Origin of the sequence: Salinivibrio sp. MA351 (genome assembly GCF_001996065.1) — a bacterium.
Taxonomy (GTDB): Bacteria; Pseudomonadota; Gammaproteobacteria; order Enterobacterales; family Vibrionaceae; genus Salinivibrio; species Salinivibrio costicola.
In genome coordinates this window covers 25,535-40,997 of record NZ_MUFG01000004.1, presented here as the reverse complement: position 1 = coordinate 40,997, position 15,463 = coordinate 25,535, and the positions used below count along the sequence as shown (strand labels likewise).

The following is a 15,463-nucleotide window of genomic DNA, read 5'->3' as shown; positions in this document are numbered from 1 at the left end:
GCACTGGAGTCACAGGTTTACTGTGTCTCCGGTTGCCTTATGCGCGTTCTCTATTACAATGTCTTGATTAAAATTGAGATTGTTGTTGCTTACGAGCGGCACAATAATAATAAGTTATCAGGGCAGACGTATCTCACACATGCAAGATTTAGCAAAGATCCTTGTTATCGATGACGATGACCAGTTTCGTCACGATCTCGGCGTGATACTCGATTTTATCGGCGAGCGTTACGCGCTTCACTCGACCACAGATGTCAGTGATGCACTCTGGGAGCAAAACTGGGGCGCATGTTTTCTTGGTCACGTCCGCTCGACATCGCTGTTAGAGAAAGTGCTTGACCAACTTGCAACCTATCACCATGTTCCAGTGATTGCGATTCGACGTCATGATCGTGAACTTTCCGGGTTGCCTAATTATGTCGGCGAACTGGGCTTACCGTTAAATTACCCACAATTGTTTGACGCCTTACACCATTGCCGTGAGTTTGCTGGAAAACAAGCGTTTAGTATTCCACAACTCGCAGGTGACAACACCGCCTTTCATAATATGGTTGGCAAGAGCGATGTGATTGAACAGGTTCGTCATTTAATTGATCAGGTTGCTTCAACCGAGGCAAGTGTGTTGATTTTAGGTGAGTCTGGCACCGGTAAAGAAGTGGTTGCACGCCATATTCATCATTCATCCTCACGCGCGACCGGTCCTTTTGTGCCGGTGAACTGTGGTGCGATTCCCGGAGAGCTCCTCGAAAGTGAACTCTTTGGCCATGAAAAAGGGGCTTTTACCGGCGCAATTTCAGCACGCAAAGGACGTTTTGAACTTGCGGAGGGTGGAACGCTCTTTTTGGATGAAATCGGCGATATGCCGATGCCAATGCAAGTGAAGTTGTTACGCGTCCTTCAAGAGCGTACGTTTGAGCGAGTGGGAGGAAATAAAAGTATTCGCGCCAATGTCAGAGTGGTTGCTGCCACTCACCGCACACTGGAAACGATGATCCAAGAAGGCGAATTTCGCGAAGATCTCTATTACCGACTCAACGTATTCCCGATTGAGATGCCTGCATTGCGAGATCGTATTGACGATATTCCCTTGCTTATCCACGAACTGATGTCTCGTCTAGATGGTGAAGGAAATGGACGAATTCATATTTCACCGCGAGCAATTAATTCGCTAATGGAACATCAGTGGCCAGGGAACGTGCGTGAATTGGCCAACCTTATCGAACGCTTGGTGATTTTATATCCGGGGCAAATGGTGGATGTAAATCACCTTCCCGCGAAATATCGCTACAGTGATATTCCTGAATTTCAGCCAGAAGCGTATTCGGTAGAAGACACCGAAATGGCAGAGCGAGAGGCACTCACTGCGATGTTTTGTGAGCCAGATATTCCCGCGTTTGACGATGAGATGCCAGGCTTTTCTGACAGTCCAGGTTTTACTAGTTTGCCTCCCGAGGGCGTTAATCTTAAAGAGACCCTGGCTGAGGTAGAAGTTGATCTGATCAAGCAGGCACTTGAGGCGCAGTCAGGCGTCGTCGCGAGAGCTGCGGATATGTTGAGTATGCGGCGAACCACCTTGGTGGAAAAAATGCGTAAGTACGGACTCAACAAAGAAGAGTTAATATAAATCGGTAATGTGTCAAAAAGCGGAGTCAAAAAAATGACTTCGCTTTTTTGTCTTCAACAAGCTGATATTATTGACTATTTTTATGGCATAATCCCTGCTTAAATGAGTAAAACCTTGATTGAAATGTGTATTGCTTAAATGGAAACCCAATCGTCGCCACTTGGATCAGTGGATCAACAAGTTACTCGATATAAGCAAGTTCTGGATGTTATGCCTGCGGGGGTTATCTTGCTGGACGCCAATGGACGTGTTGCTGAAGCCAATCCAGAGGCGCATCGACTACTGGGTGAGCCATTGACTCAGCAGCGTTGGTTTGAGGTGATACAACGGGCCTTTTCCCCACGTGACGATGATGGGCACGAGGTATCACTAAAAGATGGTCGGCGAGTAAAACTGGCCATCTCAGCGTCCGATTCGGGGCAGCTCATTTTAATTACCGATATGACCGAAACCCGTTTATTGCAATCGCGTGTCAGTGATCTACAACGCTTATCATCGTTAGGTAAAATGGTGGCATCATTAGCGCATCAGGTGCGTACGCCACTATCGAGTGCCATTTTGTATGCGTCCAACCTAGGTGCCCCAAACCTGAATAATGCGACCAGGCAGCGTTTTCAATTCAAGTTGTTAGACCGTTTGCATGATCTGGAAAAGCAAGTCAATGACATGTTGCTATTTGCCAAAGGCGGCGACAATAACGTGGTCAAGGTATTCAGTGTCGAACAGCTATTTAATGAATTTGAGCCCATGGTGGATGCGGTCGTTCAAGGACACGATGTTGATTTTGCAATTAACAGTGACGACGAAAGTGTAAAGGTGTTGGGCAACCCCAATGCGTTAGCCAGTGCCTTAAGTAATCTTGTGATTAATGCTGTCCAGGTAGCGGGCAAAGGCTGCCAAGTCGTTGTCGATTCACGGCTGCAGGGCGATAACCTTTTACTTTCGGTGGCGGATAACGGGCCAGGCATCGCGCCGGAGTTACATGCCAAAGTCCTTGAGCCTTTTTTTACCACGCGACAACAAGGGACAGGTCTTGGCCTCGCCGTTGTGCAAATGGTGTGTCATGCCCATGATGGCAAGCTCACCTTACAATCTGAGCCTGAAAAAGGGGCCTGTTTTACATTGTGTTTGCCGCTCGCCAAAGGGGCGGTGGCAGATCATGGTGAGAGCGTAGGAGAAACACAATGAGCCAAACAACCGTGCTAATCGTTGAAGATGATGAAGGGTTGCGCGAAGCGCTTGTCGATACACTGGCGCTGGCAGGGTATCACTGGCGAGAAGCGGACAGTGCCGAGCAAGCCTTAGTGACCCTGAAATCAGAGGCCATTGATATTGTCGTCTCTGACGTGCAAATGGCAGGAATGGATGGCCTTGCACTTTTGCGCTCGATTAAAACACACATGCCGAATTTACCGGTTTTGCTGATGACGGCCTATGCCAACATCGAAGATGCCGTGGCGGCGATGAAAGAGGGCGCGATCGATTACATGGCCAAACCGTTTGCCCCCGAAGTGCTGTTAAATATGGTGAGCCGCTATGCCCCTGTCAAAACCGATGACTCCGATGCGATTGCTGAAGATCCAAAAAGCGTCGCCTTACTGGCGTTGGCAGACAAAGTAGCAAATACCGATGCGAATGTGATGATCTTAGGGCCATCAGGCTCAGGAAAAGAAGTCATGGCGCGCTATATTCACGATCATTCAGCACGTGCCAATGCCGCTTTTGTCGCCATTAACTGTGCCGCGATTCCAGAAAACATGTTAGAAGCCACGTTATTTGGCTACGAAAAAGGGGCCTTTACTGGCGCGGTTCAGGCTTGCCCGGGCAAGTTTGAACAGGCACAAGGCGGAACCATTTTACTGGATGAAATCAGTGAGATGGAGCTTGGGTTGCAAGCGAAATTACTACGCGTGTTGCAAGAGCGTGAGGTTGAGCGTTTAGGTGGACGAAAAAGTATCCAGCTTGATTTGCGGGTGCTTGCCACCAGTAACCGCGACTTAAAAGAATACGTAGCGCAAGGCCACTTTCGAGAAGATCTTTACTATCGCTTGAATGTCTTTCCCATCACCTGGCCGGCGCTCAGTGATCGTCTCGGTGATATTATTCCACTGGCGCATTATTTACTGTCACGCCACTGTCAAAAACAAGGCTTACCTTGCCCAAGTTTGCATCCAGATGCCGAACAGAAACTGCTCGCGTACCCGTGGCCTGGTAATGTCAGAGAGCTCGATAACGTTATGCAACGCGCATTAATCTTGGCCACGCAGTCGCACATTCAAGCCTCTGATATTCTACTGGAGGGGCAAGATTGGCAAGATGCGTCTAGCTTACAAAATCAAGTAATGAATACGCGCTTTAACCACCAAGCACAAGCTCCGGCTTCTCCTCCAACGGCCACTGAGCATGTTGAGCAGCCCCCCAATGGCGTAGGATTGGGCAATGAGTTACGCGATCAGGAATTTTCTATTATTTTAGAAACGATCCGCGCTTGTGAAGGACGCCGCAAAGATGTTGCAGAACGCCTTGGGATTAGCCCGAGAACCTTACGCTACAAATTAGCCAAAATGCGTGATGCTGGCATCGATATTCCCCAATAATCGCGCGGTGTTGCGGCTTTTTGCTAAAGTGGTCTCAAAGTTGCAAACACACAGATATCTGATAGAAATCTGACTCATTTGACAAAAAATTGACACAGGAAGGATCGACGATGAAAGCCAATGCCCTGACGCAAGAAATGCAAGCCATGGCGGTAGCCGCGAAAAATGTGTCTCAGCCTGCCACGGGACAGCAAGTTAGCCAAGAGTTTGGCGATATGCTCTCCAGTGCCATTAATCATGTCAATGGACTGCAAAAAACATCCGGTGAACTCGCCACCCGGTTTGATGAAGGCGATCGTAATGTGAGCTTATCGGATGTCATGATCGCTCGGAACAAATCCAGTGTGGCCTTTGACGCAACAGTGCAAACGCGCAACAAACTGGTTGAAGCGTATAAAGAATTAATGAACATGCCTGTTTAATGTAGGAATTAATCAGTGGCTGAAGAGAATCAAAATACCGATCTCGCGGTTTCAGATGGTGCAGCAGCATTACCATCGACCGATGCAACGCTAGACTCGGAGCAAAGCGCGCAAGATCCGGATGCACTCGAACAATCGGCGTCGTCAAATTCGATATTTGGCGATCTCGACATGGTGCGTCAACTGATCTTGGTGCTTGCGGTCGCGATCTGCGTGGCCCTGATCATGATGCTTTTTTTCTGGGTACAAGAGCCAGAGATGCGGCCACTGGGTACGTACGAAACGGAAGAGCTTATCCCGGTTCTCGATCACCTGGATCAAAGCAAAGTCGATTATCAACTCGATGGAAACACCATCCGCGTTCCCTCTAGCGATTACTCGTCTATTCGTCTTGGGCTCACCCGAGCGGGCTTAAATACAGCCACGGCAGAGGGCGACGATATTTTGCTCAATGATATGGGCTTTGGTGTATCGCAAAAGCTTGAAACAGAACGCTTAAAACTGAGTCGTGAACGTCAACTGGCGGCAGCGATTGAAGAAGTGCGTCAAGTGCGAAACGCGAGAGTACTGTTGGCGCTGCCTAAACAGAGTGTTTTTGTGCGTCACAACCAAGAAGCGTCCGCAACAGTTTTTTTGACCCTTGGCGGGCGTAATACCCTAGGCCAGGAAGAAGTCGACTCGATTGTTGATATGGTGGCCTCCGCAGTCCCCTCGCTAAAACCCACGCGCGTAACCGTCACCGACCAGCATGGTCGTTTGCTAAACTCAGGCAGTGAAGATCCGGCTTCAGCGGCGCGGCGCAAAGAGTACGAATTGGAACGGAAACAAGAGCGACAATTGCGCGAAAAGATAGACTCGATTTTGATCCCCATACTGGGACTGGGGAACTATACCTCACAAGTTGATGTAACACTGGATTTTAGCTCGTTGGAAGAAACGCAACGGCAATATAACCCCAATACGCCAGCGACGCGCAGTGAATACACACGTGAAGACTATAACGGCTCCGACCGTGTGGCTGGTATACCTGGGGCATTAAGCAATCAACCACCAGCAGACGCCTCTATTCCTGAAGATGTACGAGATTTAAAAAATGGTGTAGGCGGAAATGGTTCGGTCAGTCGAGAAGCGACGCGTAATTTTGAATTAGATACGACAATTCGTCATCGGCGCGCGCAATCAGGCGTGATCGACCGCCAAACTGTTTCAGTGGCGGTGAATTTTAAGCAAAGTGTCGATCCGGACACCGGTGATGTGGTTAAAGAGCCTTTAACGGATGATGAACTGGCAAAAATCCGCCGCTTATTAATGGGCGGGGTAGGATTTAGTGAGCAGCGCGGTGATGTGCTTGAAGTGATCGCCGTACCATTTGTTGAACCTGAGCAAGCTGCCGAACAAGATGTTGCTATCTGGGATCATCCAAACTTTAATGATTGGGTACGCTGGTTGGCGGCTGCTTTAGTCATTATCGTGATTATTGTGGTGTTGGTTCGCCCAGCGATGAAAAAGCTGTTGTACCCCAATATCGACGAAGATGGCAATACTGTCGGGCCTAATGGCGAAATCTTGGGTCCGGATGGCCTACCCATTACCCCAGATGGCGATGACGTTGGTTTGATTGGTTCAGAGCTCGATGGCTCGAGTAATTTTGCCATGTCAGCGTCAGATGTTGAGCTGCCAAACTTACATAAAGACGAAGACTTGCTAAAAGCGGTCCGAGCGCTGGTCGCCAATGAGCCAGACTTGGCCGCACAAGCGGTAAAAAACTGGGTGACCGAAGATGGCAAATGAAGTCGCAAACACGGGTGAAGAGCAAGCCGGCTCAAGTTTCGATATCAGCTCTTTAAGTGGGATTGAGAAAGCCGCCATCTTACTGTTAAGTTTAAGTGAGCAAGATGCAGCAAGCATCATTCGACACCTCGAACCTAAACAAGTGCAGCGAGTCGGTTCGGCGATGACATCAATGACCGATCTTAACTCGGACAAGGTCGCGGCGGTGCATCGTGCGTTTTTGGAAGAAATCCAAAAATACACATCGATTGGGATGGGAAGCGAAGACTTTGTGCGTAACGCACTGGTGGCGGCGCTGGGTGAAGACAAAGCTAATAACTTGGTTGACCAAATCTTGCTTGGCAGTGGCTCCAAAGGCTTAGACTCACTCAAATGGATGGATCCGCGTCAAGTCGCCAGCATCATCATCAACGAGCACCCGCAGATTCAAACTATCGTGCTGTCATACTTAGATCCTGAACATTCAGCAGAAATTCTCTCCCAGTTTGTTGAGCGTGACCGGCTCGATCTGATGATGCGGATCGCCAACTTAGAAGAAGTCCAGCCAGCGGCATTACACGAACTAAACGAAATCATGGAGAAGCAGTTTGCTGGCCAAGCGGGTGCTCAAGCCGCCAAAATTGGTGGCTTAAAAGCGGCTGCCGAAATCATGAACTACATGGACAACAGTGTAGAAGGTGTCTTAATGGACTCCATTCGTGATCAGGACGAAGAGATGGCATCACAAATCCAAGACTTGATGTTTGTCTTTGACAACTTAATTGATGTGGATGACCGCGGTATACAGACCCTATTGCGCGATGTGCCGCAAGAAGTGCTGCAAAAAGCACTTAAGGGAGCGGAAGATAATTTACGCGAGAAAATCTATCGCAACATGTCTAAACGTGCGGCCGAAATGCTGCAAGATGATATCGAAGCCATGGGGCCAATTCGTGTCTCCGATGTTGAAGGGGCACAAAAAGAAATCCTTTCCGTTGCGCGTCGTCTTGCCGATGCCGGTGAGCTGATGCTCACTGGTGGCGGCGGTGATGAGTTTGTATAAGTTGCTTTTCTTTCGCGTAGAGGTTGTCGATGAGTTTAGATAAACGCCGTGGCTATATTCGTGCCAATGAAGCTGACGCCGAAACGATCGATCGTTGGACACTGCCGCCTTATGGCGATCGAGATAATCTGCCCAAAGATACTGCGCTCAATTATGATCCGAGCTGGGAGCCAGAAGCGGATACTGACGTTGAAGAAAGTGAGCCGGCCCCAGAGCCATTAACGGCCGATGCCCTAGAAGCGATTCGGCAACAAGGTTATGACGAAGGCTATGAAGAAGGCAAACAACTCGGGCATCAAGAAGGGCTAGAGGGTGGCCTAGAAGAAGGGCACGAAAAAGGGTTCGAAGAAGGCAAAAAGGCAGGGTATGAGCAGGGTGTTGAAGAGGGAAAAGCATTAATTGAGACGCGCTGTCAGCATCTTGACACCATTCTTAATCAGCTCAGTCATCCATTGGAGAAGCTTGATATAGACGTCGAACAGCAGCTTTTGGTAATGGTCCAAGCATTGACTAAGTCGCTGACCGGCGTGGAGTTAGAAACCAATCCGCAGGTCATTTTACAGACATTACGCGCATCGATAGCTGCACTCCCCGTGGCGGATCATCCCGTCACAGCCGCGTTACATCCTGATGATTATGCCGTGGTCACCGAAGCCTACGACGACGCCATGTTAGCCTCACGGGATTGGACGTTACAATCAGAGCCCGCGTTAGCGCGTGGTGATGTACATGTGAAATCGAAAGATTCTGTGGTTGATTATCAATACAATGAACGGGTGGAGGCGTTGCTCCGCGAGTTTCAAGGGAAAAACCAGTCACGGCAATCAGTGCCATCCCAGTCTTCCACGTCTGGCGCTGACGATCCCAGTGCTAATACGCCCAAGACTGAAACCGATACGCTGAAGTCGTCGGCGCAACCGTCGTCAGACGCAGCGACACAAGCGCAAGAGCAAGCAAAACCTCATGCTTCATCCTCCTCCAGCGATGATGATGGCGTGTCGTCATGAGTCAGCTGGCTGAGCGCTTAAAGCGGTGTCAATTAGATAACCTTGCGCCAAAACCCGTGGCATCCGGCAAATTGGTACGAATGGTCGGCTTAACCCTCGAAGCGATCGGCTGCCGGGCGCCTATCGGTTCTGTTTGTTCGGTCGAGACCTTAAATGGGACCATCGAAGCGGAAGTGGTGGGGTTTGCCGGAGAGTTGTTGTACTTGATGCCAAATGAACAAGTCTCTGGAGTACTCCCGGGCGCACGTGTGACGCCTTTATCTGAACGTAGCCAACTTTCCGTAGGCATGGAGCTGCTTGGCCGTGTTATCGACGGTATGGGAAACCCACTGGATGGAAAAGGGGATATCTACACTGATAAGCAGGCCAGTTTAGAAGGTACTCCCATCAACCCATTAGCGAGACAGCCAATTAGAGAACCCCTCGATGTGGGGATCAAAGCGATTAACGGTCTGCTTACTGTCGGTAAAGGGCAGCGAATTGGGTTGTTTGCCGGCTCTGGTGTGGGTAAATCCGTAACGCTTGGGATGATGACACGTGGCACCACCGCACAAGTTGTGGTTGTGGGGCTGATTGGYGAACGTGGCCGAGAAGTAAAAGAATTTATCGATGATATCTTAGGGGAAGAGGGCCGGGCCCGTGCCGTCGTTATCGCCGCCCCTGCTGATTCATCGCCGCTTGTGCGCTTAAAAGGCTGTCAAACGGCACTGACGATCGCTGAGTATTTTCGCGATCTTGGGTTGGATGTCCTTTTGCTGATGGACTCATTAACACGTTTTGCTCAGGCACAACGTGAGATCGCATTATCCGTGGGTGAACCTCCCGCGACCAAAGGCTACCCACCCTCGGTATTTGCCCGTTTACCCTCATTAGTCGAGCGTGCAGGAAATGGTGCTGTCGGGCAGGGCTCGATCACGGCATTTTTTACTGTATTGACCGAAGGTGATGACTTACAAGATCCAATTGCCGACGCTGCACGTGCCATTCTTGATGGTCACATCGTGTTATCTCGCGAATTGGCGGATGGCGGGCATTATCCGGCGATTGATGTCGAACGGTCGGTAAGCCGTGTGATGCCCAATATTACCAGTGACGAGCAAATCTTGATGTCGAAAGCGGTGCGGCAAGTGTTGTCCGTTTGCCGCAAAAACCAAGACTTGGTCTCAATTGGCGCGTACAAGCCAGGCAGTGATGCAGCCGTTGACCAAGCCTTTCACCTGAAGCCAAAACTGGATAATTATTTGCAACAAGGGATGAAAGAGGTGGTCCCTTTCGATATGTGCGTCAATATGTTGCGCTCAACCTTGCAAGGATAATTTATGGCTGACCATGCACTGCATTTATTGTTAGAAAAGGCCCAAGAAGATGAAAAGCAGGCGCAACTTAGCGTCAGTGAAGCCCAGCAAGCATTAGATGGCTATTATCACCAGCTCGAGCAAATTGAGCAGTATCGTCTGGAATATTGCCGACAAATGTCTGACCGGGGTCAGTCAGGGCTCTCTGCCAGCGCGTTTGGCCATCTTAATAAATTTATCGTCCAGCTTGATGAAACCTTGGCAAAGCAACGAGGTGCTGAGCATCAGTTTAAGGATCATTTAGAACAGTGCCGTCAAGCATGGCAACAAACACGCCAACACCGGCAGTCTCTCGAGTGGTTAATCGAAAAGCGAGCGCGAGAAGAAGCAGAACGTGCTCATTATCAAGAACAGCGTCAAATGGATGAAATGGCAGCAATTATTGCACGCCGACGTCCCTCTCCCTTTTCCTAAGAATAAAATGGCGCGATAATTGCTTTATCATTACCGACATGCCAGCACATTGAGGCTCGGTTTAAAGGATAACCATAAGGTAATGACGAGAAACTTATGACGCAGTCTACGCTGACGCTTTCCAATCTCTCACCTAAAACCCCTCTCGCGACCAGTGACGGTGCGACAGGCGAGGTAAAAGGTGATAAAAATACCGGCTTTTTAGCGGCGTTGCGCCAGTCCATTGATGGCAAGGGTGAGCAAGGCGACATACCGATTAAACTGACCCAAGATGGCAAGACTTTACTGGTTGATGGTCAGGCAATTGATGCCGAGGCGATGCTTGCTGATGGCATGTTTAGCGAAGCGGAAATGGCCGAAATTGCCGATATGACAGTCATGGAAGAGAGCCAAGCACTGCTGATGCGACTGAATCAAGCGGCAGCCATGCTTAATGGCAAATCTTTGCCTACTGCCGACGCTGATCCCTTATCTGCCAGTGCGGATGCGTTATCAGCACAGACGCTAAACGTAACGCAATCTGATGACGATGAAAGTGTGCAGATAGACGGTGATAACACAGAAGGGGTGATCGACAGACAAGCGTTATTGACTGAGCTGGCCAAAAACTTGCCGGAGGGTGTGTCACCCGAAAAAGTACTCGATCAGTTATCGCCGGATCAGTTGGCGGCGTTGGCAAGTCAAGTAAGAGCGACGCAATCACTTGACGCTGAGAGTGCTGCACATCGCAAAGATAACGCGCTTGAATCGGATGTAAGCGCGATAAAATGGTCAACTGCCAAAGCGCAACAAGAGACAGATAATCCAGCATCTCTAAGCAAAGAGAAGGAAACGCTGGCGAAAGAAGGTCAGCTGAAAGAGGGCGTCACAAAAGAAGGCGCGACACTATTAAAGAGTAGCGAGCTGACCGATAAACTGCGCCATGATGCAAAATCAGCAGCGACCCCCAATGCCAATCCAGCGTCGTTATTAGCAGGAAAAATGGGCCAGTCGGATGACCTCAGCAAAGCCGCATTAAAAGCGATGGCAGAGCAAGCGGGTCAAGCGGACACCTCATTGACAAGTGGCAGTGCTTCTAGCACAGCAGAGGGAGCCACACGCCCTGAAAACTTAGCGCAACAATTGGCCAGTGGTTTAGGGTTGTCGTCGGCCCAGTCCGCCACGGCACGACAAGATATGCAAGCAGCGCAGAGTGCACAGGCGCCCCTCCCGCTCGGACAAACGCCCACAGAAGCTGGTACTGCCTTGACGGAGCGTATTAACATCATGCTGTCAAAAAACCTCAAGCAGGTTGATATTCGGCTTGATCCTCCTGAGCTAGGGCGAATGCAAATTAAGTTGGGAATGAACAACGATCAAGCGACGGTTCACATTACAGTCGCCAACCAGCAAGCGCGAGACGCGGTAGAACAAGCAATGCCGCGGCTTCGTGATATGCTACAGCAACAAGGCTTACAGTTGGCTCAAGGATCCGTTCAGCAGCAAGACAGTGGCGCGCAGCAAATGGCTTCAGGACAACAAAATCATACTGGGGCAGGGGCGTCAGGCGGCTCACCTCTTGGATTAACGACAGGTGAGGACAATGATGACGCGATGTTAGTAGGGCACGCGTTAAACGTTTCACACAATGATCGCGCTGTCGATTACTATGCTTGATAAAAACGCACCAATAATGAGGAGCATGAATAGCCATGGCAAATGACAACGCAACCTCGGAACAAGGCGGGGGCAAGAAAAAGCTCATCATTATCATTGTTGCTGCTGTGGTGTTATTGGCGGCCGCAGGCGGTGGGGCTTTTTTCTTTTTATCGGGTGACGATAAAAGCCAGGACGATATTGTCTTGGAGGAAGAAAATAACACGCTTCCGGCCATTTATGTCACGCTACCTCAGCCGTTTGTCTTTAACGTGACCGGTGATGAACAACAACGGCTGGTGCAAGTGAATGCACAATTATTGGTGCGTGGTAGTGAGAGAGAAGCGCTAGCGAAGGAAAATTTGCCGCTGGTAGAACACGCGTTACTCAATACCTTTGGTGCTGCCACAGTTGAGCAACTGCGGACCCCTCAAGGTCAGCTAGAAGTCCGGCGTCAGTCCGCTGAGAATGTGCGCGCGGCTTTAATTAAAGTAACGGGTGAGCCGGTGGTAGAGCGGGTTCTCTTCACTGGGTTTGTGATGCAATAGGTGATGACGTGACTGACTTACTCAGCCAAGACGAGATTGACGCGCTCCTTCACGGCGTTGACGACGTCGATGACGACGATAATGAGCCCGAGGTTGGAGAAGATGGGACGGTCTCCTTCGACTTCTCGTCACAAGATAGAATTGTGCGCGGGCGCATGCCGACGCTCGAGCTTATCAATGAGCGTTTTGCGCGTCACATGCGCATCAGCTTGTTCAATATGCTGCGGAAAACCGCCGAAGTTTCGATAAACGGCGTGCAGATGATGAAGTTTGGCGAGTACCAAAACACGTTATACGTTCCGACCAGTTTAAACATGGTACGGTTTCGTCCACTAAAAGGGACGAGCTTAATCACCATGGAGGCCCGACTGGTCTTTATTTTGGTTGAAAACTTCTTTGGTGGCGATGGCCGATTTCATGCTCGGATCGAAGGGCGCGAATTTACCCCAACCGAACGACGCGTCATACAGATGCTGCTGAAGCTGATGTTTGAGGATTATAAAGACGCGTGGGCCCCTGTTATGGAAGTGGCCTTTGAGTATCTTGATTCGGAAGTCAACCCAGCGATGGCAAACATTGTCAGTCCATCGGAAGTGATTGTGGTCAGTTCATTCCACATCGAACTGGATGGCGGGGGCGGTGACATTCATATGGTCATGCCTTATTCGATGCTGGAGCCAATCCGTGAGCTCCTCGACGCCGGGGTACAAAGTGACAAGATGGATACCGACGTGCGCTGGAGTAAAGCGCTACGTGATGAAATCTTGGACGTAAATGTGGAACTCAGTGCAAAACTACTCGATGTGACCTTATCGTTGCGCGATTTGATGGAGTTACAAAAAGGTGATGTGATCCCGGTTGATATGCCAGATGCGTGTACGGTTTTTGTGGAAGACTTGCCAACCTATCGAGCGAAAATGGGCCAGTCTAACGATAAACTGGCACTGAAAATTGTTGAGAAACTAAAACGACCTGATATGGCGAAGTCTGATATTTCGCTATTACAGGATAAACCTGAGCTACTCGATGATCTCGAGGAAGATTTACCGATTGATGATAAACAAGGTAAAACTCAGTGAATAAGACCAGTAAACAGGGGTAAGACGTCATGGATCAAAATGATGTAGATGATGATTGGGCTGCTGCCCTGGCTGAGCAGTCTGATTCGGAAGGATCAGACGACGTACAAGCGGCACCATTGGATGAGCTCACTGACGACAGTGAGAAGCAACTGGGCGCGGATGAACAACGTAAGCTCGATGCGATTCTCGATATTCCGGTGACCATTTCGATGGAAGTGGGACACACCCAGATTAATATTCGGAATCTTCTCCAGCTTAACCAAGGCTCGGTGGTTGAACTCGACCGTCTCGCCGGTGAATCGCTTGATGTTCTGGTGAACGGTACCTTGATCGCCCACGGTGAAGTGGTGGTGGTTAACGATAAATTTGGTATTCGTCTTACCGATGTCATCAGTCAAACTGAGCGAATTAAGAAGTTACGATAAGATGATCGTGAACCGACGCGTTTGGGGAATATTGTTGGTGCCGATGCCCGCTTGGGCAGCGGCGCCAGATGTAAGCATAGTGACAATGCTGTTGTCTCTCGGGCTGGTATTGGCATTAATCTTTGGGTTAGCGTGGCTATTACGTCGGCTTAAGCTCCCTGGCTTGGCGCAGCAAAGCAATGGGATCAAAATTGTCAGTCAATTAGCTATTGGCCAAAAAGAGCGGATATTAGTTGTGGACGTACATGGAGAGCAACTTGTCATCGGTGTCACAGCTTCTCAGGTGCAGCTATTAAAAGCGCTAGATAATCCGGTGCCCACAACAGCGCCGACTTCGCCAGACTCTCACTCTCGCTTTGCAAATCAGCTTAGCCAACTATTGAATCGAAAATGACGATACGCACGCTATTGGCAGCCTGGGTTCTGGTGGTGGCCACTTTGATGACACCGTTTGCTTTCGCCGAGCAAGAAGCCACGCCCGCCCAGGAAAGCATCACAACCGAGTCACTGAATGACAGCGGTGAAGCGGTTCGCCTGGAAACGCAGCGCAATACCGGAGGCGGGATCCCTGCGGTGACCATGCGAGTCAATCCGGATGGTAGCGAAGACTACTCCGTGACCTTGCAAATTTTAGCGCTGATGACCGCGTTGGGCTTTTTGCCAGCGGTCGTCATTTTAATGACGTCCTTTACCCGCATTGTGGTGGTGATGGCGATCCTTCGCCAAGCGATGGGGTTACAGCAAACGCCGTCCAATCAAGTCATTATTGGCATCGCCATGTTTTTGACCTTGTTCATTATGTCGCCGGTGATCGATAAAATGAATACAGAGGCGGTACAGCCGTATATCAATGAGCAGATGACAGCGCGTGAGGCCTTCACTCGGGTGCAAGTGCCACTACGAGAGTTTATGCTTAGGCAAACCCGTGTCAAAGATTTGGAAACCTTTGTCAATATGTCGGGCGCTCAAGTTGACGAGCCAGAGCAGGTGCCAATGACCGTACTGATCCCCGCATTTGTGACATCAGAACTGAAAACCGCGTTCCAAATTGGATTCATGCTGTTCTTACCGTTTTTGGTGATTGACTTGGTGGTAGCGTCGGTATTGATGGCGATGGGTATGATGATGTTGTCGCCCATGATAGTGTCATTACCGTTTAAATTAATGCTCTTCGTGTTGGTTGATGGGTGGAATTTGATCCTTTCTACCCTCGCCGCCAGTTTTGGCTAAAGGAGGCAGCAATGGCCCCGGAAGCGTTTGTTGAACTGTTCCAGGATGCGCTTTACCTGGTACTACTGTTAGTGTCTGCGATTGTCGTGCCGGGTTTGTTAGTCGGTTTGATCGTCGCTGTATTCCAAGCGGCAACCTCGATCAACGAGCAGACACTCAGTTTTCTTCCCCGTTTAATTGCGACGTTTATTGCGCTGATGTTTTTTGGTCATTGGATGACACGGATGTTGATGGAATATTTTTATCGTTTGATTGATCACATCCCAACCATTCTGTACTGACGGAAAGGCA

General features: G+C 49.7%; 16 protein-coding genes. All 16 read left to right on the top strand.

Annotated features, from left to right (window positions below; genetic code table 11):
- Positions 1-139: 139 nt before the first annotated feature.
- The 16 genes from BZG78_RS03875 to fliQ all read left to right on the top strand — a co-directional run bounded on the left by BZG78_RS03875 (position 140) and on the right by fliQ (position 15,453).
- Positions 140-1,624: a sigma-54 dependent transcriptional regulator gene (locus BZG78_RS03875; RefSeq protein WP_077460303.1), complete on the top strand. Its 1,485-nt coding sequence runs from the start codon at positions 140-142 to the stop codon at positions 1,622-1,624.
- A gap of 138 nt (positions 1,625-1,762) precedes the next feature.
- The gene (locus BZG78_RS03870) at positions 1,763-2,812 is read left to right on the top strand and encodes an ATP-binding protein (protein WP_021023054.1); all 1,050 of its coding nucleotides are present in this window, start codon (positions 1,763-1,765) and stop codon (positions 2,810-2,812) included.
- On the top strand, positions 2,809-4,221 hold the full coding sequence (locus tag BZG78_RS03865) for a sigma-54 dependent transcriptional regulator (protein WP_077660434.1): 1,413 nt from the start codon (positions 2,809-2,811) through the stop codon (positions 4,219-4,221). The genes BZG78_RS03870 and BZG78_RS03865 overlap by 4 nt, the downstream gene beginning before the upstream one ends.
- A gap of 110 nt (positions 4,222-4,331) precedes the next feature.
- Entirely contained in the window at positions 4,332-4,643 is a 312-nt protein-coding gene (gene fliE / locus BZG78_RS03860; RefSeq protein WP_021023056.1) for a flagellar hook-basal body complex protein FliE, read from the top strand.
- A 15-nt stretch (positions 4,644-4,658) separates the two neighbouring features.
- Positions 4,659-6,434 (top strand): flagellar basal-body MS-ring/collar protein FliF, encoded by a 1,776-nt coding sequence (gene fliF / locus BZG78_RS03855; RefSeq protein ID WP_077660433.1) that lies wholly within the window; start codon positions 4,659-4,661, stop codon positions 6,432-6,434.
- Complete coding sequence (fliG, locus tag BZG78_RS03850; RefSeq protein ID WP_021023058.1) at positions 6,424-7,476, top strand: flagellar motor switch protein FliG; 1,053 nt, start codon at positions 6,424-6,426, stop codon at positions 7,474-7,476. Before fliF ends, fliG begins: the two co-directional genes overlap by 11 nt.
- Positions 7,477-7,505: 29 nt before the next feature.
- Positions 7,506-8,483: a flagellar assembly protein FliH gene (locus BZG78_RS03845; protein ID WP_077660432.1), complete on the top strand. Its 978-nt coding sequence runs from the start codon at positions 7,506-7,508 to the stop codon at positions 8,481-8,483.
- Positions 8,480-9,799 (top strand): flagellar protein export ATPase FliI, encoded by a 1,320-nt coding sequence (fliI, locus tag BZG78_RS03840; RefSeq protein ID WP_077660431.1) that lies wholly within the window; start codon positions 8,480-8,482, stop codon positions 9,797-9,799. The genes BZG78_RS03845 and fliI overlap by 4 nt, the downstream gene beginning before the upstream one ends.
- 3 nt (positions 9,800-9,802) lie before the next feature.
- Complete coding sequence (fliJ, locus tag BZG78_RS03835) at positions 9,803-10,252, top strand: flagellar export protein FliJ (RefSeq protein WP_021023061.1); 450 nt, start codon at positions 9,803-9,805, stop codon at positions 10,250-10,252.
- Positions 10,253-10,348: 96 nt separating this feature from the next.
- Positions 10,349-11,908: a flagellar hook-length control protein FliK gene (locus BZG78_RS03830; protein ID WP_077660430.1), complete on the top strand. Its 1,560-nt coding sequence runs from the start codon at positions 10,349-10,351 to the stop codon at positions 11,906-11,908.
- 35 nt (positions 11,909-11,943) lie between these two features.
- On the top strand, positions 11,944-12,435 hold the full coding sequence (gene fliL, locus BZG78_RS03825) for a flagellar basal body-associated protein FliL (RefSeq protein ID WP_077660429.1): 492 nt from the start codon (positions 11,944-11,946) through the stop codon (positions 12,433-12,435).
- 8 nt (positions 12,436-12,443) lie between these two features.
- On the top strand, positions 12,444-13,514 hold the full coding sequence (fliM, locus tag BZG78_RS03820) for a flagellar motor switch protein FliM (protein WP_077460309.1): 1,071 nt from the start codon (positions 12,444-12,446) through the stop codon (positions 13,512-13,514).
- A 29-nt stretch (positions 13,515-13,543) separates the two neighbouring features.
- On the top strand, positions 13,544-13,942 hold the full coding sequence (fliN, locus tag BZG78_RS03815) for a flagellar motor switch protein FliN (RefSeq protein WP_021023065.1): 399 nt from the start codon (positions 13,544-13,546) through the stop codon (positions 13,940-13,942).
- Position 13,943: 1 nt separating this feature from the next.
- Positions 13,944-14,336: a flagellar biosynthetic protein FliO gene (gene fliO / locus BZG78_RS03810; protein ID WP_021023066.1), complete on the top strand. Its 393-nt coding sequence runs from the start codon at positions 13,944-13,946 to the stop codon at positions 14,334-14,336.
- Positions 14,333-15,172 carry a flagellar type III secretion system pore protein FliP gene (fliP, locus tag BZG78_RS03805; RefSeq protein WP_021023067.1) on the top strand — a complete coding sequence of 280 codons (840 nt, stop codon included), beginning with the start codon at positions 14,333-14,335 and terminating at the stop codon, positions 15,170-15,172. The genes fliO and fliP overlap by 4 nt, the downstream gene beginning before the upstream one ends.
- Before the next feature lie 11 nt (positions 15,173-15,183).
- The gene (fliQ, locus tag BZG78_RS03800; RefSeq protein WP_021023068.1) at positions 15,184-15,453 is read left to right on the top strand and encodes a flagellar biosynthesis protein FliQ; all 270 of its coding nucleotides are present in this window, start codon (positions 15,184-15,186) and stop codon (positions 15,451-15,453) included.
- Positions 15,454-15,463 lie beyond the last annotated feature (10 nt).

Coding starts and splice junctions, on each gene's coding strand:
- BZG78_RS03875 (WP_077460303.1), top strand. CDS start 140: ATGCAAGATTTAGCAAAGATCCTTGTTATCGATGACGATGACCAGTTT.
- BZG78_RS03870 (WP_021023054.1), top strand. CDS start 1,763: ATGGAAACCCAATCGTCGCCACTTGGATCAGTGGATCAACAAGTTACT.
- BZG78_RS03865 (WP_077660434.1), top strand. CDS start 2,809: ATGAGCCAAACAACCGTGCTAATCGTTGAAGATGATGAAGGGTTGCGC.
- fliE (WP_021023056.1), top strand. CDS start 4,332: ATGAAAGCCAATGCCCTGACGCAAGAAATGCAAGCCATGGCGGTAGCC.
- fliG (WP_021023058.1), top strand. CDS start 6,424: ATGGCAAATGAAGTCGCAAACACGGGTGAAGAGCAAGCCGGCTCAAGT.
- BZG78_RS03845 (WP_077660432.1), top strand. CDS start 7,506: ATGAGTTTAGATAAACGCCGTGGCTATATTCGTGCCAATGAAGCTGAC.
- fliJ (WP_021023061.1), top strand. CDS start 9,803: ATGGCTGACCATGCACTGCATTTATTGTTAGAAAAGGCCCAAGAAGAT.
- BZG78_RS03830 (WP_077660430.1), top strand. CDS start 10,349: ATGACGCAGTCTACGCTGACGCTTTCCAATCTCTCACCTAAAACCCCT.
- fliL (WP_077660429.1), top strand. CDS start 11,944: ATGGCAAATGACAACGCAACCTCGGAACAAGGCGGGGGCAAGAAAAAG.
- fliN (WP_021023065.1), top strand. CDS start 13,544: ATGGATCAAAATGATGTAGATGATGATTGGGCTGCTGCCCTGGCTGAG.
- fliO (WP_021023066.1), top strand. CDS start 13,944: ATGATCGTGAACCGACGCGTTTGGGGAATATTGTTGGTGCCGATGCCC.
- fliP (WP_021023067.1), top strand. CDS start 14,333: ATGACGATACGCACGCTATTGGCAGCCTGGGTTCTGGTGGTGGCCACT.
- fliQ (WP_021023068.1), top strand. CDS start 15,184: ATGGCCCCGGAAGCGTTTGTTGAACTGTTCCAGGATGCGCTTTACCTG.